17 protein-coding genes and 3 pseudogenes are annotated in these 20,331 nt (G+C 55.6%); 4 read left to right on the top strand and 16 right to left on the bottom strand.

From position 1 onward, the window contains the following. Nucleotides 1-160: 160 nt before the first annotated feature. Complete coding sequence (malT, locus tag SD961_RS03675) at nucleotides 161-2,887, top strand: HTH-type transcriptional regulator MalT (RefSeq protein ID WP_318789047.1); 2,727 nt, start codon at nucleotides 161-163, stop codon at nucleotides 2,885-2,887. Nucleotides 2,888-2,896: 9 nt separating this feature from the next. On the opposite strand, the gene SD961_RS03670 is transcribed toward malT, so the two are convergent. The 12 genes from SD961_RS03670 to SD961_RS03615 form a co-directional block, all read right to left on the bottom strand. Continuing rightward, nucleotides 2,897-3,214 (bottom strand): CcdB family protein, encoded by a 318-nt coding sequence (locus SD961_RS03670; RefSeq protein WP_318789046.1) that lies wholly within the window; start codon nucleotides 3,212-3,214, stop codon nucleotides 2,897-2,899. Beyond that, on the bottom strand, nucleotides 3,214-3,459 hold the full coding sequence (locus SD961_RS03665; protein ID WP_318789045.1) for a type II toxin-antitoxin system CcdA family antitoxin: 246 nt from the start codon (nucleotides 3,457-3,459) through the stop codon (nucleotides 3,214-3,216). Before SD961_RS03665 ends, SD961_RS03670 begins: the two co-directional genes overlap by 1 nt. Nucleotides 3,460-3,534: 75 nt before the next feature. Continuing rightward, entirely contained in the window at nucleotides 3,535-4,530 is a 996-nt protein-coding gene (locus tag SD961_RS03660; protein ID WP_318789044.1) for an acyltransferase, read from the bottom strand. Nucleotides 4,531-4,665: 135 nt separating this feature from the next. Beyond that, nucleotides 4,666-5,781 carry a mandelate racemase/muconate lactonizing enzyme family protein gene (locus SD961_RS03655; RefSeq protein WP_318789043.1) on the bottom strand — a complete coding sequence of 372 codons (1,116 nt, stop codon included), beginning with the start codon at nucleotides 5,779-5,781 and terminating at the stop codon, nucleotides 4,666-4,668. A 36-nt stretch (nucleotides 5,782-5,817) separates the two neighbouring features. After that, nucleotides 5,818-6,582 (bottom strand): GntR family transcriptional regulator, encoded by a 765-nt coding sequence (locus tag SD961_RS03650; RefSeq protein ID WP_318789042.1) that lies wholly within the window; start codon nucleotides 6,580-6,582, stop codon nucleotides 5,818-5,820. 21 nt (nucleotides 6,583-6,603) lie between these two features. After that, nucleotides 6,604-7,980 carry an allantoinase AllB gene (allB, locus tag SD961_RS03645; RefSeq protein WP_318789041.1) on the bottom strand — a complete coding sequence of 459 codons (1,377 nt, stop codon included), beginning with the start codon at nucleotides 7,978-7,980 and terminating at the stop codon, nucleotides 6,604-6,606. A 13-nt stretch (nucleotides 7,981-7,993) separates the two neighbouring features. Further along, complete coding sequence (locus SD961_RS03640; RefSeq protein ID WP_318789040.1) at nucleotides 7,994-8,932, bottom strand: ABC transporter substrate-binding protein; 939 nt, start codon at nucleotides 8,930-8,932, stop codon at nucleotides 7,994-7,996. Beyond that, the gene (locus SD961_RS03635) at nucleotides 8,929-9,987 is read right to left on the bottom strand and encodes an alpha-hydroxy acid oxidase (RefSeq protein ID WP_318789039.1); all 1,059 of its coding nucleotides are present in this window, start codon (nucleotides 9,985-9,987) and stop codon (nucleotides 8,929-8,931) included. Before SD961_RS03635 ends, SD961_RS03640 begins: the two co-directional genes overlap by 4 nt. Next, on the bottom strand, nucleotides 9,980-11,503 hold the full coding sequence (locus tag SD961_RS03630) for an amino acid ABC transporter permease/ATP-binding protein (protein WP_318789038.1): 1,524 nt from the start codon (nucleotides 11,501-11,503) through the stop codon (nucleotides 9,980-9,982). The genes SD961_RS03635 and SD961_RS03630 overlap by 8 nt, the downstream gene beginning before the upstream one ends. A gap of 80 nt (nucleotides 11,504-11,583) precedes the next feature. Next, nucleotides 11,584-12,468: a transporter substrate-binding domain-containing protein gene (locus tag SD961_RS03625; RefSeq protein WP_318789037.1), complete on the bottom strand. Its 885-nt coding sequence runs from the start codon at nucleotides 12,466-12,468 to the stop codon at nucleotides 11,584-11,586. 79 nt (nucleotides 12,469-12,547) lie between these two features. Continuing rightward, nucleotides 12,548-13,525, bottom strand: a complete 978-nt coding sequence (locus tag SD961_RS03620; protein ID WP_318789036.1) for a D-2-hydroxyacid dehydrogenase — start codon at nucleotides 13,523-13,525, stop codon at nucleotides 12,548-12,550. Nucleotides 13,526-13,538: 13 nt separating this feature from the next. Further along, nucleotides 13,539-13,931: a Rid family detoxifying hydrolase gene (locus tag SD961_RS03615; protein ID WP_318789035.1), complete on the bottom strand. Its 393-nt coding sequence runs from the start codon at nucleotides 13,929-13,931 to the stop codon at nucleotides 13,539-13,541. 407 nt (nucleotides 13,932-14,338) lie between these two features. On the opposite strand from SD961_RS03615, the gene glyQ reads away from it, so the two are divergent. Beyond that, the gene (gene glyQ / locus SD961_RS03610) at nucleotides 14,339-15,250 is read left to right on the top strand and encodes a glycine--tRNA ligase subunit alpha (RefSeq protein ID WP_318789034.1); all 912 of its coding nucleotides are present in this window, start codon (nucleotides 14,339-14,341) and stop codon (nucleotides 15,248-15,250) included. A 9-nt stretch (nucleotides 15,251-15,259) separates the two neighbouring features. Next, complete coding sequence (glyS, locus tag SD961_RS03605) at nucleotides 15,260-17,329, top strand: glycine--tRNA ligase subunit beta (RefSeq protein WP_318789033.1); 2,070 nt, start codon at nucleotides 15,260-15,262, stop codon at nucleotides 17,327-17,329. A gap of 240 nt (nucleotides 17,330-17,569) precedes the next feature. On the opposite strand, the gene SD961_RS03600 is transcribed toward glyS, so the two are convergent. The 4 genes and pseudogenes from SD961_RS03600 to SD961_RS03585 all read right to left on the bottom strand — a co-directional run bounded on the left by SD961_RS03600 (nucleotide 17,570) and on the right by SD961_RS03585 (nucleotide 19,502). Next, nucleotides 17,570-17,800, bottom strand: coding sequence for an arylsulfatase regulator (locus SD961_RS03600; RefSeq protein WP_318789032.1), 231 nt, complete (start codon nucleotides 17,798-17,800; stop codon nucleotides 17,570-17,572). 56 nt (nucleotides 17,801-17,856) lie between these two features. Further along, nucleotides 17,857-18,227 (bottom strand): annotated as a pseudogene (locus SD961_RS03595) (Hcp family type VI secretion system effector). A gap of 239 nt (nucleotides 18,228-18,466) precedes the next feature. Next, the gene (locus tag SD961_RS03590; protein WP_318789031.1) at nucleotides 18,467-19,159 is read right to left on the bottom strand and encodes a hypothetical protein; all 693 of its coding nucleotides are present in this window, start codon (nucleotides 19,157-19,159) and stop codon (nucleotides 18,467-18,469) included. Between the two features lie 39 nt (nucleotides 19,160-19,198). After that, nucleotides 19,199-19,502: pseudogene (locus SD961_RS03585) on the bottom strand (recombinase family protein). 167 nt (nucleotides 19,503-19,669) lie between these two features. Here SD961_RS03585 and SD961_RS03580 point away from each other — a divergent pair. Then, nucleotides 19,670-20,317 (top strand): annotated as a pseudogene (locus SD961_RS03580) (DUF4158 domain-containing protein); the annotation flags it as partial. Between the last annotated feature and the right edge of the window lie 14 nt (nucleotides 20,318-20,331).

Here is a 20,331-nt window from a genome sequence, read left to right as displayed (position 1 = left end):
CCGATTTTTAAAAATGTGATGAAGTGCGACTAAATGAAACAAAAATTTCAATCCTGCTTGCAATCAACACCTTGAAGGCAGACCTTAAGGAAAACTGATTAATTACACACAGTAAAATAAAGATATCCCCTCTCTGGCCTACGTCATAAGAAACGAAACTATGCTGATCCCTTCGAAACTGAGCCGCCCTGTGCGGTTGCAAAATACGGTGGTGCGCGAGCGTTTGCTGACGAGACTTTCCGCTGCGCAAAATTACCGGCTGACGCTGGTAACCAGCCCGGCCGGCTACGGCAAAACCACGCTGATGGCGCACTGGGCCTCCGGCAAAAATTATCTGGGTTGGTACTCGCTCGATGAGAGCGACAATCAGCCCGAGCGCTTCGTCAGCTATCTGATTGCGGCGGTGCAGCACGCCACCGGCGGTCACTGCGTCAAGAGCGAAGCCTTAAGTCAGAAGCATCAGTACGCCAGCCTCTCTGCTCTGTTCGCGCAGCTGTTCGTCGAGCTGTCGGAGTGGCACCAACCGCTGATGCTGGTGATAGATGACTACCACCTGATTACCAATGCCGCGATTGACGAAGGCATGCGGTTTTTTCTGCGGCACCAGCCTGAAAACGTCTCACTGCTGATCCTCTCAAGGACGCTGCCTTCGCTGGGCATTGCCAACTTGCGCGTGCGCGACCAGCTGCTGGAACTCAACTCAAGCCAGTTAGCCTTTACGCACAGCGAGACGCAGCAGTTTTTTGATTTCCGCCTGAGTGAGCCTATCGACCAGGCTGACAGCCACCGGCTTTGTGACGAGGTGGCGGGCTGGGCGACTGCCCTGCAGCTGATTGCCCTCTCCGCCCGGCAGTCCACCACGCCAGCGCAGCAGTCAACGCAACAATCTGCCCGTAAGCTGGCCGGAGTAAATGCCAGTCATCTCTCTCACTACCTGGTGGAAGAGGTACTCGACAGGGTGGATGGCCCGACCCGTGAGTTTCTGCTGCGCTGCTCGCTGTTACGCTCGATGAACGACTCGCTGATAGTGCGCCTGATGGGCGGTGAAAACGGCCAGCAGCGGCTGGAGTCGCTGGAGAGTCAGGGGTTATTTATTCATCGCATGGATGACACCGGCGAATGGTTCAACTTCCATCCGCTGTTTGCCTCTTTCCTGCGTCAGCGCTGCCAGTGGGAGCGGGCCAGCGAGCTGCCCGCCATTCACCGTGCCGCCGCTGAGGGCTGGCTGGCGCAGGGCTTCCCGGCTGAGGCTATTCATCATGCGTTAGGCGCCAAAGATACCGATATGCTGCGCGATATTATGTTGCAGCACGCCTGGGCGCTGTTTAACCAGAGCGAGCTGGCGCTGCTTGAAGAGTGCCTGAATGCGCTGCCCTACGATCAGATGATCCTCAACCCTAAGCTGGTCCTGTTACAGGCATGGCTGGCACAAAGTCAGCATCGCTACGCGGAAGTGGACGCCCTGCTCTCGCGTGCTCAGGCGGAGATGCAGCAGCGGGATATCTCGATGGCACAGGATCTCGCCGCCGAGTTTGATGCGCTGCGCGCGCAGGTAGCGATTAACGATGGCCGCCAGGAAGAGGCGGAACGGCTGGCGTTGGAAGCCCTGCGCTTTTTGCCGCACGACAGTTACTACAGCCGTATTGTGGCGACGTCAGTAACGGGAGAGATCCAGCACTGTAAAGGCGACCTGGCGCGTGCGCTGCCGCTGATGCAACAGACGGAGCAGATCGCCAGGCGTTATCAGGTTTATCACTATGCGCTCTGGGCACTGCTGCAACAGAGCGAGATCCTGATAGCCCAGGGCTTTTTACAAGCGGCTTATGAGATGCAGGATCGCGGCTTTGAACTGGTGCGGGAACAGCATCTGGAACAGCTGCCGATGCATGAGTTCCTGCTGCGTTTACGCGCCCAGGTTCTCTGGTCCTGGTCCCGTCTTGATGATGCCGAGGCCGCCGCCCGTCAGGGCCTGGCTGTGCTGACTAATTTCCAGCCCCAGCAGCAGCTACAGTGCCTGGCGATGCTGGCGAAATGCTCGCTGGCTCGCGGCCAGCTTGATAATGCTAACCACTATCTGCAACGTTGCGAAGGGCTGTTAAAAACTGGTCAGTATCACATCGACTGGCTGACAAATACTGATAAAACCCGGGTGATTTACTGGCAGATTACCGGAAATAAAGCGGCCGCACGCCAGTGGATGCAGCAGGCGCGGAAACCGGGCGTGGCAGATAATCATTTCCAGCAGGGGCAGTGGCGCACCATTGCCCGTGCGCAGATATTATTAGAACAGTTTAACGAAGCGGAAGTGGTGCTGGATGAACTTAACAGCAATGCCCGCCAGCTTCGCCTGCTCAGCGATCTCAACCGTAACCTGCTGCTGAGCAATCTGGTTTACTGGCATACCGGCAGGAAAAGCGAGGCGCAGCAGGTACTGATAGAGGCGCTGGGGCTGGCGAACCGCACGGGCTTTATCAGTCATTTTGTGATTGAAGGAGAGATGATGGCGCAACAGTTAAGGCAGCTGTTACAGCTGAATCTGTTACCAGAGCTTGAACAGCGCCGGGCGCAGCAGATCCTTCGCGAGCTGAATCAGCACCACCGGCATAAGTTTGCCCATTTCGACGAGGGTTTTGTCACGAAATTGCTGACGCATCCGCAGGTGCCGGAGCTGATCCGCACCAGTCCGCTAACCCAGCGCGAATGGCAGGTGCTGGGGCTGATCTATTCAGGCTACAGCAATGAACAGATTGCTGAAGAGCTGGCGGTAGCGGCCACCACCATCAAGACGCATATCCGCAATCTCTATCAGAAGATGGGCATTGCGCACCGTCAGGATGCCGTCCAGCAGGCGCATCACCTGCTTGCCGTTATGGGGTACGGTGCTTAAGCAGAGGCGCTAAATGCCCAGAACTAACAAATCTATAGCGGAGACGATCTTATCCCGCAGTTCAGCGGCGTTCTGGACAAAATTCTGAGCGCTGAGGTTTTTAACCTCCGTGGTGGTGAGCATTGATGTCAGCACCACGTAGTCAGATTCATCAATGGTAATCTGCGGAGTAAGCGATTTAACTTGAGAATTCATTTCTGACTTTTGCGCCAGTGGCATAACCAACCTGGTTGAAAGATGACTCAGTAAATCCGACTGAACGGTAATAAAGTAAGGATAAGTCTGGCGGTTTCTTCCCTGATTTTTATAAACTGAAAATTGTTCCACTATAAAATCCTGAAGTTATCGTCGTCCGTAAACAGGCCCTTTTCTGCAATAAATCCGTTCAGAGCATCAAGTCCTGCCCGATTTTCAGCCAGCCACTTTTCCCGTTGCCGCTCTTTAACCGCCTTTTCCAGAGCGCTGTTAAGCGTGGCAGACAGATTCAGATCCAGCGCTTTTGCCCGATCGATCAGCTCAGCACTGAGATAGACGTTGGTGCTACGTTTTTTAGCCGTATTAGCCGTTCTCATAATAAATCCTGTGCCTGTTTTATGTGCAAGATTATGGCGCACAACAAAGTTAAAAGCCAGTCAGGCTTAACCCAGTCAGCTCACCAGATGCGCCTTATCCAGCCGACGTAATCCCATCGCCAGCAGCAGGCTGCCAGACAGCGTAACCGTAAAGACCAGCGGAATATCGATGAATGGATGGTCGGTGTTATCAAGATGATGCGTGCGGATAAAATGGATAAACAGCGCGTGAAAACCGTAAATGGGCAGGGAGTTCCGTGAAATCAGCGCTAAAAAGGGCAACGGGCGCTGATTCAGGCAGTTCTTAAACAGGATCAGCAGGCTGACCGCCGCGATAAACACCACCGGGCCGCAGTAAAGATACCAGGTATCGGCAAAAGCGCCGTTGATCGCCAGCTGCTTTTTTGTCCCCATCGCAATGCCTGCCACGCTGGCAATAAACACGGTGCCTGCCACCCAACTGACCCCGCGTTTACTGGTATCCATCATGCCAATCGCCCGCCCAAACAGTGCGTAAAGCAGGTAATAGATGCTGTCCCCGCTGAGATATAGGTTCAGCGGTAGCCAGTGGAAAGGCCCTACAGATTGATCAACGGTATTGGGATTAGCCAGCACCGCCAGCACCAGCGTGACGGCAGCCAGATAGCCTGCCCGCACAGCCTTAACCTGAATAAGCGGTGAAAGCAGATAGACGGGAATAATCGCGAAGAAAAACCATAAATGATAGAACACCGGTTTTTGTAACAGATGTCTGACTGAAATCATTTCATTGATGGGCGTCAGCAGGGTGATATAGGTCAGGGAAACCGCACTGTAAAAGGCCAGGCAAAGCACAATACGCAGGAAATGCCGCCCCTGGGCGCTCCGTTCGCCATAAAACAGATAACCCGAGATCATAAAGAAAAGCGGTACACAGACGCGTGAGGCTGAATTCAGCAGGTTAGAGACATCCCAGGTATGCTCGCCCACTGCCGTGCTGTTAGTCACATACCAGGTCGTGGTGTGGATCATGATGACCATCAGGCAGGCCACAGCACGTAAATTATCAATCCAGCCGATCTTTTCCTTCATTTCACCCTCATCACCCTACTTCAATGCGTACCAGAGGGTAGACGGAGGGAGAATGTTCAACAAGCCTGCAACATGAAAAAGGCTGCCCGTCAGCAGCCCTGGAATCATTATCCGGCAACAGCCTGAAGTCGGGGATCACTCCCGGACCAGAAACTTCTCAATAATTTCTTCACGCGGCTCCACGCCCAGGCCCGGCCCGTCGGGCAGCCAGGCAAAGCCCTCTTCAATCCGTACCGGATTTTTCGCCAGCGAACGGCTGATTTCACCAGGTTCAACACAATACTCCATCACCAGCGCATTCTCGATGGCGCAGAGGAAGTGCAAAGAGGCTGCCGTATTGATGTCAGTAGTGAAATTGTGGTTGCAGACTTTGCGGCCACGACTGTGCGCATAGTCTGCAATCTCAATCGCCTGAGTGAAGCCGGTGCGGGTCAGATCGATCTGGACGATATCAATACCACCTTCGTCTATCAGACGCTGGAAACCGCTGACCGAGCACTCCTGCTCGCCCGCCGCAATGTGCTGAGTACAGGCCGCAGAAACCTGGCCATATCCCGCAAAGTTATCGGGATGCAGCGGCTCTTCAATCCAGAACAGGTTAAAGGGATCGAAACGCTCCGCGCGGCGAATAGTGGTTTTGGCGTCCCAGGCATGACCAACATCAAGCATCAGGTCGACATCATCGCCAATTGCGCGGCGAAGTGCATCAAGATAGCGCATATCCAGCGCTTCATTTTCACCAAAGGGTTCCCAGCCAAATTTCACGCCGGTATGCCCGGTATCCACCGCATGGCGGGCGCGGGCAACGGTTTCTTCAATGCTGTACTGGAACATGTTGGAGGAGTAGACGCGCATTTTTTCGCGCATCGCGCCGCCCAGCAGATCCACAATCGGCTTATCCAGCGCCTTGCCTTTAATGTCCCACAGCGCGATATCTATCCCGGCCATCGCCTGGATCACCGCGCCGTTGCGCCCGTAATAAATAGTCGCACGGTGCATTTTGCTCCAGAGCCGTTTGGTATCCAGCGGGTTCTCGCCAATCAGCAGCGACTTCAGGCCGGTGACCATGGTATGGGAATAGGGCGCATCAATGATCGCTTTGGTCACGTAAGGGCTGCCATCCACTTCTCCCCAGCCCGTGTACCCGGCATCGGTGGAGATCTTAATCAGCAACGCATCCTGAGAACTGTCGGTGCGCTTCTCAATGTTTGGCAGCCTTAAGTAAAAGGCTTCTACATCAGTAATTTTCATCAATTCGGTTCCTGGTGGCGAAATCCTGAAGCAGGGCTACTCTGCCTGCGAAAGTGTTTTGCGGCGCTCTGCGATAATTTTTTCATAATCCACATCCAGCGCCTGCACGCGGATATGCTGTTCAATCTCTTCCGCCATTTTGCGGATATCTCCTTCGGCAAACACATCGACCAGCCGCTGATGCTCTTCGATGATGGCTGACATCGATTTGCCCATCGTCGAGAGGCCGAAGATCACCGTCAGCTGGCGGGCAATGGACTCCCAGAGATTGCTCAGCACCGGGTTCATGGCAAAGCTGCACAGCACGCGGTGGAAAGCGGTATCTGCCGAGGCAAAGCCGTATACGTCGTTGCGCTGCTGCATCAGCAACAGTTCTTCCACGCTCTCATTAAGAATGCGGATTTGACGCGGGCCGTTGCGCCCCGCTTCTATGGCGCGGCGACAGGCCAGCGTCTCTAATGGCACACGGACATCAATGATCTGCTCCAGTCGCTCGTGTGAAATCTCCATCAGACGAATGCCTTTGTAGGGCTCGCTGGAGACAATGCCCTGACTTTCCAGAATGCGCAGCGCTTCGCGAATGGGCACACGGCTCATGCCCAGACGGGTCACCAGATCCGGTTCGGACACGCGATCGCCAGGCAGCAGCAGCCCGCGGGAGGCAGCCGAAAGAATGGCGTCCACAGCGTGATCGACCAGCGTGCGCGGTCTGGCGAGCGCCCAGCTCTTGTCGATATCCTCCTCGTCGATTTGCTGCCATTTTCCCGTTTTACGCGCGGGCATCGCGGATTTAGCGGCCATAGCACTGTCCTGATTAACTCATTAATGGGTGCGGGTCTGGAACTGACCAAATCCGGGTTCAACCTGCATTTCGCCCTGCGAAAAGACGGTCACGCCGCGGATCAGGGTGCGGACAACGTTACCCTGACAGGCCATGCCTTCAAAAGCGCTCCACTTGCCCAGTCCCTGGAACTTCGCGCCTTCAACCGTCCAGCTCACGGTGGGATCGTAAAAGGCCAGGTCAGCATCGCAGCCGGGTGCGATAGCGCCCTTCTGCGGGTAGAGCTGGAAAGCCTTTGCCGGGCCGGTAGCCGTCATGCGGGCGAAATCTTGCAGGGAGAGGCCGCGTTTTACATGACCCTCGCTGTAGAACATCGGCCCCAGCGTCTCCACGCCGGTCAGGCCCATGCCCGCCTCCCAGATGTTTTCCAGACCAGCCAGCTTCTGCTCCGGCGTATAGGGGCAATGATCGGAGGCTAGCAGATCAATTTCACCGCTGTGCAGCACCTGCCACAGCGCTTCCACCACCGGGCGCGGGCGGATTGGCGGCCCGCAGCGGGCGTTGGGGCCAATGCGGACTAAATCCTCTTCATCAAGCATCAGATAGTGAGGACAGGTTTCAAACGTCACGCGCACTTCCGGACGGGCCTCGGCAATTTGCTGTGCGGCCTTAGCCGAGCTAACGTGCACGATATGCGCCCTGGCGCCGGTAGCTTTGGCAATTTGCAGCACGCGGCCAACAGCTTCGATTTCAGCAATCTCGGGGCCTGCCAGCGCATGAGCACGGGTATCTTTCCGCCCTGCTTCACGCAGTTCGCTGCCTGCGCCAATCAGGATATCGTGATTCTCGGCATGCACGCCAATCAGGCCATCAAAGGTTTTCAGCTCGCGCATCGCACGCAGCAGACCGTCATCGTTCAGGCGCGGCAGTCCCTTCTCATCGGTCGCTTCACCGTTGACCGCGCCGCTGCACAGAAAAGCTTTGAAGGCGATAGCGCCCAGCGCATCCAGCTCTGCAAGCTGGCTGACATTACTGCCATCCAGACCTGCCCACATCGCGAAGTCGACCGAACAGCTGCGGGCCAGCATCTCGCGCTTGGCGATAAAGTTTTTTGTCGAGGTCGCAGGCGGCAAGGAGTGCGGCATCTCCACAATGGTGGTGACGCCATGGGCAGCCGCACCACGCGTGCCCTCACGCAGCTCCAGCTCCGGGAAGTCGTGCGAGCCGGTGAAGTGGGTATGCACATCAATCGCGCCAGGCATAACCACCAGCCCGGTGGCATCGATAGTTTCATCGGCGGCAGGTAATGTCGTGCCGCGCGCCAGGATAGCGGCGATTTTCCCCTGCTCAATCAGCAGGTCGGCCTGAACTTCACCGCTTTCCAGCACCACAAGGCCATTAATAATTAACGTTTTCATGCCGTTTCTCCTGTTAAGGGTGCACGCCAGCGGCGAAAGAGACATCCACCAGCGCGGCAAAAGGCACCGGGATAGCCGGCGTGAGCCAGCCTGCTTCAGTCAGCAGTACGACAAAGCGGTCGAAATCCTCACGCCTCATCAGTGGGGAAGCCGCAAAGACGTTTGTTTTAAGATAAGCCTCCAGACCAGTAACCAGCGCCGCTGACGGATAGTCGGGGTACCAGGGCTGAACCTGAGCCGCCAGCGCTTCCGCGCTGTGGCTCTGAAGCCACTGCTGCGCCTCGCGCATTGCTGCGGTAAACGCGCTGAAGGCCGCCTGTTTCTCCGCCATTACGTCACGGCGGGCAATATAGGCACTCCACGGAATATCGCCACAAAACGGGGCGAGGCTGGCAACGGTGTGCAGTTCTCCTCGCGCCATGAAGGGTGCCAGCGCATGCACAGAGTGCAGCGCATACTCCGCATCACCCCGGCTGATGGCGGCAAAATCGGCCGCTTCATCGCCGCTTCCGGCAATCAGCTCAACCTCTTTTTCCAGATGATGCTGGCGCAGCAACCAGTTGAAGCTGAGGGTCGCAGTCCCGACATTGCCCACATCAATCACGCGTTTACCGCGCAGGCTGCCGAGGGTGAAGTTGTTGTCAGCTTTACCTGCGGCCAAAAACCACGGATTTGCCGAGACGGCGGCGGCAAAGCAGACCAGTGCCGGGCCGTTTTCCTGATAATTTTTCATCATCACCATCGGGCCGCCGATAGTCAGATCCGCTTCCCCTGCGATCACCGCAGGCACCTGTCCGCCCTGCACCGTTTTCCCGCCAGATTCGGCGGTGGTGAAGATGACTTTCAGGCCATGGCTGGCAAACAGGCCCAGGCTCTCCGCCAGATAGTGAGCGCAGTAATAAATGCGCGACTCGCTGGCGTCGCCCTGGTTGAGAACTAAAGAGATCGTCATGCTGATTCGGCTCCGGCGAGAGTAAGAAATGAGGGGTTCAGTTCGCTGATGCTGCTGACGCCGCACCAGTGGCTCAGGGCAGTGATTTCGTTGATCCAGCCGGAGAGCAGGCCGAAGACCGCCTCTTCGCCACCCGCCACCAGCGCGCCCATCACTGGCCTGACCGCCAGCGACAGCGAAGCCCCAAGACAGGCCGCCACTACCGCGTCGGTGCCGCTGCGTACGCCGCCATCCAGCACCAGCTCGCCAGAATAGCGCTGGCGCAGCGCAGGCAGCTGCTGCACAGGAGAGACCCAACGTGAGCTCTGACGCAGACCGATATTTGAAGCGATGATGCCCTGGCAACCTGCATTGTGCGCCGCAGCCGCGTCATCCGGATGTAAAACGCCTTTCACCAGCAGCGGCAGCTTATGGCGGGCAGCCAGTTCGCACGCCTGTCGCAGTTCATCCCAGCCCCAGCAGGGAAACGCTGGCAGAGGCTGCACGCCCGGTCCGGTGGAACCGATGGTTTTCAGGCCGCGCTGCAACAGGGCGTCGCCGATGGAGAAGCCGCCGGGTTGCAGGCCAGACACCGGATGTACCGGAGCCAGCACGGTGAGGATAATGCCGCTGGCGCCGCATTCCGCCGCATGGGCAATCAACGCTTCAATACGCGACAGGTCGCCTGCCGCGCGGAGTTGCAGCCAGCAGCCCTGATATTCAGCGCAAATCTCACGCAGCGGGGTCACCGTCTCTTCCGAGATGGCCAGCGGCAGTTGCAGACGCCTGCAGGCACGGGCAATCGGCAGCAGCCCTTCAGGATGAAAAACCACATCCCCGGCAAATGCGCCTACGCCAAGGGGCGCAGACCAGCGATGCCCGGCAAAAGTGACCGACGTATCAATGCCGTTATTCCCACGCATCACCCGTGGCAGCAGGCGATAGCGTTGCAAATCCTGGCTGTTGCCGTCTGCGGCGGCCAGTAACGCATCCGCTGGTTGGCCCATCATGTAACGGTAGAGCGGCTCGCCTAAACGCTGGCGCGCTTCCTGCTCAAAAGGCAGCACGTTACGCATGCTGGTTCTCCTGATGTTCCTGTTCATGCTTAAGGAAAGTGGCGAACGCTTCGGTTTGCGGCTGCTTCAGGATCGCTGGCGGTCCCTGCTCAATCAGCTGTCCCCCTTGCAGGAATACCACCCGGTCAGCCACGCTTGAGGCGAAAGCGATATCGTGTGTACTGATAATCATGGTGATGCCGGTCTGGGACAGATTACGGATAGTCTGGTTCACTTCACGCACCAGCTCCGGGTCCAGCGCGGAGGTTGGCTCATCAAACAGCAGGATACGTGGCTCAGCCGCTAATGCCCTGGCAATGCCCACCCGCTGTTTCTGACCGCCTGACAGTTCGTGCGGCAGATTAGCGACGAAGTCACCCAGGCCCACGGCGCGCAGTGCACGGAGACCTTTGGCACGCGCCGCCTCTTCCTGCATGCCCTGTACGCGCAGCGGAATACTCATGGCGTTATCCAGCGCGGTAAGGTGGTCAAACAGCGCGAAGTGCTGGAAGACTATACCAATCCCGGAACGAGCGCGGTTCAGGGGGAGCAGGCGGTCTGGCAACGCACGTCCGCTTTCGTCGTACCCCATAATATGGCCTTCCGTAGCAATCCTGCCGCCGGAGCGTGGCGTCAACGCCAGAATGGATTTCAGCAGCGTACTCTTGCCGGAGCCGGAGCGGCCCAGCAGCACCACGACTTCACCACGACGTATGTGCAGTGAGAGATCCTTCAGCACCGGCTTGCTGCCATACTCGACGCAGAGATTGTCGATTTCCAGCACCGGCGCGGCTTTGTTGCTATCCCAACGCTGCTTCGGCAGCGCCACTACTTCCGCTTCTGCGGGCATTGGCAGCTTCTCCAGCCGCAGACGGGCGCGACGGGCGCGATCTTCGAGGTTGTAGTGGCGCTCCAGCCACCATTGCGCTGCCGCCAGCAGCGAAGAGAGGATCATATAGATGCCGCCCGAAGCCACCAGCACAGGAATAAACAGGAAGTTCTGTGAAACGATGGTCTGCCCGCGCATGGTCAGCTCGTTGACGCCAACCACAGAAGCCAGCGAGGTGGATTTCAGCAGGCCAACCGCCTCGTTGCCCATCGTGGGCAGAATAGCGCGCAGGGCCTGAGGGATAACCACATGGATCATCTCTTTGGTGCGGGAATAGCCAAAAGCCTGCGCGGCGGTGCGCTGATCCCTGTCGGTGGCGAGGATGCCGCCACGGATAATCTCCGCACAGAACGCCGTTTCGTTGATCATCAACGCCAGCAGGGCGCTGAGGAAAGGACTGAAGCGCAGGCCAAACTGTGGCAGCACGTTGTAGAGCAGGATCAGCTGCAACAGCACCGGCGTGCCGCGCAAAATATAGATATAGACCTGCACCGGAAAACGGATAATCCAGTGGCGGGAGGTGCTGGCCAGCGCCAGGAAGAAGCCAATAATCACCCCACCAGCCAGCGCACCGACCAGCAGTTGCAGAGCGATAACGGCTCCCTGCCACAGGTAGGGCAGGGTCAGATACTTAAGAAAATCATCCACGCTTTTTCTCCAGCGGTCGGACGCTTGCTCTCCCCTTTTTGCTGGCGCAGCAGCACGCCAGCGAAAGGGCTATGGCGGACTTAGCCTTTATCAACAGCAATACGCTGTGCGCTGGCACCCTGGCCCCAGAAATCCAGCAGTTTTTTCTGCGCACCGCTCTGCTGGATCACTTTCATCGCATCCAGCACCGCATGACGCATCACGGTATTGTTCTTAGCGATGGGGAAACCAACCATGATCGGCAGGTCAACGGTGAATGCCGTTTCAAAGGCTGGATCGGCTTTAGCGATTTCACGAGCAGACCCCGCTTCGGTCAGATAGATGTCGGCACGACCGCTTTTGATCGCCTGAATGCTGTTATCGGTGTTCTGCACCATCAGCATATTCACATCCGGTTTGCCGGCGGCTTTACATTTGGCGGTCTGCTCCGGCACAAGTTTGGTGGCTTCATAAGTACCGGCAGCGGCCGCCACCGTTCTGCCGCACAGATCGTCTGCGCTTACGATTTTCTCTGGGTTGCCTTTCGCCACAATGGAGCCATCCTGTACCTGCACGGAAGCCACAAACGCAATCTGCTTCAGACGCTCTGGCGTGACGTACAGCATCGGGCCAATATCGGCGCGGCCGCTGGAGATAGAGGTCAGCAGCACGTTAAAAGAGCCGTTCTGGTAGGTGTGCTTAAAGCCCAGACAGCCGCCAATACGGTCAAACAGCGACGGGTCCAGACCTTCAATCACCGTTGGGTCGGCTTCCGAAGGCGCTTCAAAGCCCTTGGTATAGCCGCCCAGCCCTACCACCACATCCTTGCCGACCAGCGAAGGATATTTCGCCTGCAAGGTTTTACACTGCGCCATTGCAGCAAAATCTTCGGCGGAAGGTTTAACCGTGTCCGCAGCCTGTGCGGAAAGAGAGAGCAGTGCGCCGGTCAGACCGGATACTAACAAAGCGATGCGTGCTAATTTCATTCTGAGGATCCCCTGGTGCAGGTGAAGGTATAAGCGATGACCTGTAAGTCATGACCGCTGTTGGCGTTGGGCCGTAAGATCAATACCCTTTCTGTTTACTCACACGGTTTATAAGCGGCTCTCCGGCCAGATACCGTTCGAGATTTTGCAAAAATAGCGTCAGGCAGCCGTCAAGATAGGCACCATGATCGTCAAGGCTACAGTGCGGGGTCATAATCAACCTCGGCACCTGCCAGAGCGCGTCGCCCTGCGGCAGCGGCTCCTCGTAAAATACATCCAGCACCGCGCCAGCCAGCGTTCCGGCTTTCAGCCTGTCGCTGAGCGCGTCGTAATCGAAAACGCGCGCGCGGCCCACGATGATCACACCGGCACGGGAAGGCAGTTTCGCCAGCCTTTCGCGACTGAACAGTCCGTCAGTTTCCGGCGTCAGTGGCAGGGTGGAGACCAGCACGTCGGTATCCGCCAGCTCGGCATCCACCTCTTCGATGCTGATGCAGCGCGCAACTGTGGCGGTGGTTTGCCCACTGCGGGTCACGCCCACCACCTGGTAACCCTGTCGGGTCAGCAACGCGGCGGCTGCCGCGCCAATGCCGCCCAGCCCAAGCAGCAGCACTTTTTTACCGCTGGCGCAGCCGCCAAAAGCTGGACGCCACTGCTGATTCGCCTGATCCTGCAGAAAGCCAGGGATGCCGTAGTTAAACATCAGGGCAGACATCAGAATGAATTCCGCCCCCTTATCGCCATGCACGCCGGAGGCGTTAGTCAGCTGAACCGTATCGGGCCACTTCTCCAGCCAGCTTTCCACGCCAGCGGAGATGACCTGCACCCATCGCAGCCGGGTGGCATCTGCCGCATGCTGATACAACGGGAACTTACGTCCGGCCCAGAGGATATCCGCCACCGGAAGAAATTCCGCCAGATGCTGAGGATCGTTATTTTCTGACAGCGTGAATTTGCCCTGCAGCGCCGGATTTGTCTCCAGCCGCTGCCAGAGCAGCGCTTTAGAGAGCTGCAGCGCCTGCGGGCTGGCCGGGTCGTTTTCAATATGAATATGCATGGTTTCCTCTGCCTCAGCGCATCGCCGTGACTTCCATCTCAACCAGCAGATCGGGATGGTTGAGCTGGATACCGACGGTGGCACGAGCCGGGAATGGGAAGGAAAAGTAGTCGGCGTAAACCTCGTTCAGCTGCGAGAAGAGCGACAGGTCGGTCAGAAAAATCGTTACGCGCACGACGTTGTCAAAAGTCATACCCGCTTCACTGAGCAGATCGCCCACGTTTTTCAGTACCTGGCGGGTCTGTGCCTGAATATCATTGCCGACGATAGCGGCGGTGTAAGGATCAATCGCTACCTGGCCTGAGATAAACAGCATTGGTTCATGCAGCACCGCAGCGGAGAGGGGCGCAGGTCCCATCGGCCGGTCTTCCGCTTTCATTCCAGGGTACGCAATAGCCTTTTTCATTGAGGTCTCTCACCGAAGAGTTAGTGAGCTCAAATTCGTATACGATCAGACGAAAGTCAATGCGCGAATTTTCACCAGATGGTCAGTTTTGCTTTTCTGGCAGCGCAGCAGCGAACGATCACCATCATCAGTGAGAGATAAAATATTATTAATAATCATATAGTTAAAAAACATAGCTCTGTTGTTAAACTGCACAAAAAAAAGGGTTGCGCGGAATCTATACGATTTTGTGATGGCAGGGGTTTAATGCCGTCAGGAGAGAGAATAAAGGGAGGAAGTTAAGATTATGACGCAACGGGCTTTCCCCGTTCCCTCCATTGTCAGCGACTGCGGGCTGACTATCTGCCGGTCAAAGGGTATACTGACGGCCACTTTTTATTACCACTTGTCTCGCGTGCGGACCCAACATGCAAAAGTTTGATACTAAAACCTTTCAGGGACTGATCCTGACCTTACAGGATTACTGGGGCAGCCTGGGCTGCACCATCGTGCAACCACTGGACATGGAAGTGGGTGCAGGGACTTCTCACCCTATGACCTGCCTGCGTGCCATAGGGCCAGAGCCGATGGCAGTTGCCTATGTGCAGCCGTCACGCCGCCCTACCGATGGCCGCTATGGCGAGAACCCTAACCGCCTGCAGCACTACTATCAGTTCCAGGTGGCGATTAAGCCCTCGCCTGAGAATATTCAGGAGCTCTACCTCGGCTCCCTGAAGGCGCTGGGGCTGGACCCGACCATTCATGATATCCGCTTTGTAGAAGACAACTGGGAAAACCCAACGCTGGGTGCCTGGGGTCTGGGCTGGGAAGTGTGGCTGAACGGCATGGAAGTGACGCAGTTTACCTACTTCCAGCAAGTTGGCGGCCTGGAGTGTAAGCCGGTTACCGGCGAAATCACCTATGGCCTGGAGCGTCTGGCAATGTATATCCAGGGCGTGGACAGCGTCTACGACCTGATCTGGAGCAATGGCGCGCTGGGTAAAACGACCTATGGCGACGTGTTCCATCAGAATGAAGTGGAGCAGTCCACCTATAACTTCGAACACGCCGACGTCGACTTTCTTTTCTCCTGCTTCGAGCAGTATGAGAAAGAGGCGCAAAGCCTGCTGGCGCTGGAAACACCTCTGCCGCTGCCAGCCTACGAACGCATTCTGAAAGCGGGCCACACGTTTAACCTGCTGGATGCGCGTAAAGCGATCTCCGTAACCGAGCGTCAGCGCTATATTCTGCGCATTCGCACCCTGACCAAAGCCGTGGCTGAAGCCTACTATGCGTCGCGTGAGGCGCTGGGCTTCCCGATGTGCAATAACAAGAAATAAGAGGCCGCCATGACTGAGAAAACTTTTCTGGTGGAGCTTGGCACTGAAGAGCTGCCACCAAAAGCACTGCGTAATTTAGCTGAATCTTTTGCTGCCAGCTTTACTGCCGAACTGGATGCCGCAGGCCTGACGCACGGCGAAGTGAGCTGGTTTGCTTCTCCCCGCCGTCTGGCGCTGAAAGTGGCTGCCCTGAGCGCCGCCCAGCCCGACCGCGAAGTTGAAAAACGCGGCCCGGCGATTGCCGCTGCGTTTGACGCTAAAGGCGTGGCGACCAAAGCTGCCGAAGGCTGGGCACGCGGTTGCGGTATCACCGTCGATCAGGCTGAACGCCTGAGTACCGACAAAGGCGAATGGCTGCTCTACCGTGCGCAGATGAAAGGTGAAAGCGCACAATCGCTGCTGCCGGCAATGGTCAGCACCGCCCTCTCTAAGCTGCCGATCCCAAAACTGATGCGCTGGGGCGATTCCGACGTGCAGTTTGTGCGTCCGGTGCATACGCTGACGCTGCTGCTGGGTGAAGAGAGCCTGGACGCCACTATCCTGGGCGTCACTTCTGGCCGTACCATCCGTGGTCATCGCTTTATGGGCGAAGCGGAGATCAGCCTTGATAGCGCCGACCAGTATCCACAGATCCTGCTGGAACGTGGCAAGGTGCAGGCTGACTACGAAGCGCGTAAAGCGCAGATCAAAGCGGATGCCGAAGCGGCAGCGCGCGAAATCGGCGGCGTTGCCGACCTCAGCGACAGCCTGCTGGAAGAGGTCACCTCGCTGGTGGAGTGGCCGGTGGTGCTGACGGCGAAATTTGAAGAGAAATTCCTGGCGGTACCGGCGGAAGCGCTGGTCTACACCATGAAGGGCGACCAGAAATATTTCCCGGTCTATGACCCGGCGGGCAAGTTGCTACCGAACTTCATTTTTGTCACCAACATCGAGTCAAAAGATCCGCAGCAGATTATTTCCGGTAACGAGAAAGTGGTTCGTCCACGTCTGGCTGATGCTGAGTTCTTCTTTAACTCAGATCGCAAAAAGCGTCTGGAAGATAACCTGCCGCGCCTCGAAACTGTGCTGTTCCAGAAAGAGCTGGGCACGCTGCGTGATAAAACCGACCGTATTCAGGCGCTGGCGGGCTGGATTGCCGGGCAAACTGGCGCGGACGTTAACCACGCCACGCGCGCTGGCCTGCTCTCCAAGTGCGACCTGATGACCAACATGGTGTTCGAATTCACCGACACCCAGGGCGTGATGGGCATGCACTATGCCCGCCACGACGGCGAGGCGGAAGACGTTGCCGTTGCGCTGAACGAACAGTATCAGCCGCGCTTTGCCGGTGACGATCTGCCCTCTAATCCGGTGGCCTGTGCGCTGGCTATCGCCGATAAGATGGATACGCTGGTCGGCATTTTCGGCATTGGACAGCATCCAAAAGGCGACAAGGACCCGTTCGCGCTGCGCCGCGCCGCCCTGGGCGCTTTGCGTATCATCGTCGAGAAAAACCTGCCGCTGGATCTGCAAACGCTGACCGAAGAAGCGGTGCGCCTCTATGGCAGCAAGCTGAGCAACGCTAAAGTGGTGGATGAGGTGATCGACTTTATGCTGGGGCGTTTCCGTACCTGGTATCAGGAAGAGGGTCACAGCGTTGATACCATTCAGGCGGTGCTGGCGCGTCGTCCAACCCGTCCGGCAGACTTCAACGCGCGTATGAAAGCCGTGTCGCACTTCCGCTCGCTGGAAGAGGCTGCCACTCTGGCTGCCGCAAACAAGCGTGTCTCTAATATTCTGGCTAAGGCTACCGAGCCGCTGAACGACAGCGTGCAGGCGTCCCTGCTGAAAGAGAATGAAGAGATCCAGCTGGCGACCTACGTTTCCGCGCTGAGCAGCAAACTTCAGCCTTACTTCGCGGAAGGCCGCTATCAGGACGCACTGATTGAGCTGGCCCAGCTGCGTAGTGCGGTGGATAACTTCTTCGAGAAGGTGATGGTGAACGCCGAAGAGCGCGAAGTGCGGATCAACCGCCTGACGCTGCTGGCTAAACTGCGTGAGCTGTTCCTGCAGGTAGCGGATATTTCGCTGTTGCAGTAAGAGCCGTTGCCGGGGTGAAAGCCTTCGCCCCGGCAATCAGCAACTGAAAGAAACAGCAGCACTTCCACTCCCGGCACGCTCGCCAGTTTCACCGCCATATGGCCCAGACCGATCACACCTGCGCGCTGGTGTCCGGGCTATATATTACTTCTATAGGGGTTCTACGCTGGAACCGCCGAAATTTCCGGTCCGTTGCTTTTAGTGATCTTTCGGCACCTTAATGACTCCATCAGCAATGCCCTAAGCCAGCCTTTCCATCCATTTTGCAAAGCGAAAATATCCAGGGTATTGCAGGCAAATGTAGTCCATCTGGACTTTTGAAGCGCTGTCCATCACCCGTTTAAAGGCATCCATATAGTCATAACAGCCCTGCAATAACTGAGCATCACCATTTTCTGTCAGAGGAAACCAACAGGCATAATCATGAACTATCTTCGCCAGCTGTCGTTGTTCTGCAGTTAAGTCGACCATTTTCTCTCCTCGTTAGTGCCAGAGAAGGTATTTGCCTCCTCTGATGCCCTTAGTTATCAGGCACAGCAACGATCGTTCCATGAATCACGATAGATGATATTTCCTTCCGTATACTTCCAGGTGATCGCCTTATAACGCAATTCGAGCGTTTCAAGGTGAGTGCTACTCATACCGTCAGGAGCCAGATATGGCGCTTCGCAGACAGCGCGGTACAGGAGTGGTATTGTCTGATCAAATTCTTTCACTATCGTGATCGGGCTATGAATGCGCGTTCCTGTAAGTTTGCCCCAACTGGGATCTACTGGAATGGTTACACCATGCGAAAATGGTTTTAATTCGATGGAACCCAACCGCAGGGGCATTAAACAACTGCAACAATCGGCGAGCCGTTTTCATCTTCAAGCCATAAATGAGCGGGAGTAGACATATGATTTCCTTATCATTGATGATTTAAATAACTGTTATATTAACGCTGTCACCATTTACAGTAACGCGTGAAAATAACAATCATAACTATGGCGAATACGCCTATAGGCCAGACAGGGCTATCAGGGAAAAAATATCCCTGGAGCAATGCGAAAATAATCGTAAGAATTACAGTTCCGTACAGCGATGATAAAAACCTGAGCTGCCACAGTAGAAATTTCTTTAGTGATCTAAACATGGTTATCTGATCATCCGGTTGATGATATTTGCTATACCGGAATCAGACGACCATTGTGCTTCAAGTGCGCCCGCGCGCTCAAATAATAGTTCAATCAGGAAATACATCATTTCCAGTTGTTGCATGTAAAGTGCAGAGTAATAAGCTGGATATTGGACGTATAAACGACGAGCACTATCCGCCGCTTTCTGAACCAGACCATACGTGGCCACAACCCCCGCAGCCGTACCCGCTGCACGTCCCGTAAGGGCACTGAGTTGCATACTTAGATTCAATCCAATACGGACGCTGGTAGCGCCCGCCAAAGCGTACCCCGCACCTGTAAGGGTGCTGGCCGCGATATGAACATTCACGGCCATAAGCGCTTTTTTAATATACTCTAATTGGGCATTAGATTTGTATTTTAATATTTCTTCAAAGTAGACCCGAAGCATTTCATAGACAACGTCACCATGCTGAATAATGCGAACAACAGCATTCCTGAAGCGCAGATCCTCCGTCTTTTGCTGCTGGCAAACATCATTATATTCATCGGTAAAACAGGACGTGTAATACAGCAGGCGGGTAGCGCCCTTTCCTAAGGTTTCAACTTGATTTGTAACCTGCTGAGCAACAGCAGAAACTGCATAATCGAGCTTTAATGCGAGAATCCTGTTAGCTTGTAGGTAACTGATGACTTCATTGTTGTTGTACATAATCGCTCCATGCTAATTTTCATTAAATCCATTTTTTCATTATTTCCCTCGGGAAAGCGTCCGGTAAACAGTTAGTCGGGAAACGGAAAATAATTCAGCCAAATCACTGATTGAATACTCACCACTTCCATGCATCCTACAAAGCTCTTTTTGCTGTTTATCTGAAAGCTTTGGCTGTTTCCCCCTTAGTTTCCCTTTTGCCCTGGCGATTTGAGCCGGTCAGCCCCCTATCGGTATAAATCCGATCCGGGGAAACGCCAAGGCTGATGAAGGCTTCCTGTTGTGCGGCCAGATCCTGGCGGTCAGTTGAACATCGGGCATAGCCAATCCGTATTTCAGTCATAAAAGTGTACGTTTGAGGGGCCATGAAAGAAATTGATACCGTACCAATTATATGAGACAACGTCAGCAGTGATTTTTACTGAGATGCAAAATTTTATTTTCACTGTCCGTTGAACGATCCTCTAACGGAGATGATTAATCGGGGTCAGGATGACAACGCGTGGCAAAGTGACAGGCAAAAGTGAACGACTGGCGGTTTTAAATAGTGCCGGGCAGGAGGCACTGTATGGTCTTCCTGATTTCGATTATGGACAGCGGCTGGAGTTCCTGGCGCTGGATGAATCTGAACTGGCGCTGGCCTGTAGTCGTCAGAAGCTTCATGCTCAAATTTATTGCATCCTTCAGATCGCTTACTTTAAAGCCAAACACCTGTTTTTCCGATTCGGATGGAATGATGTTAAGGACGACAGCAACTTTGCCCTGAGTCGTTATTTTCAGGGTGAGTCATTTCCGGATCTGTCTCTCACTAAGCACGAACGGTATGCTCAGCGTGAAAAAATCTGCGCACTGTACGGTTACCGGCCGTAGTTATCTTCACTGACCTCACAGCTTGAACAGCAGGCTGCCAGCATTGTTCACCGGGATATAACCCCGGCTTTGTTGCCACGGAGCTGATTATCTGGCTCAACGAACATAAAATTATCCGGCCCGGTTATACCACGCTTCAGGAGCAGGTGAGCCGGGTTCTTTCTGATGAAAGGCAGCGGCTGGGGCGTTCTGATGGAGAGGCTTGATGACGCCACCATTGCTGAACTGGACAAGCTGATTGAACGTGATGATACCCTTTATGATCTCTGCAACCTGAAGCAGGAGAGCGTATTGCTCAGGGT

The organism is Erwinia sp. MMLR14_017 (assembly GCF_033657285.1).
Classification (GTDB): domain Bacteria; phylum Pseudomonadota; class Gammaproteobacteria; order Enterobacterales; family Enterobacteriaceae; genus Erwinia.
The sequence above is the reverse complement of the archived record's forward strand: the minus strand, read 5'-3'. Positions and strand labels throughout refer to the sequence as shown.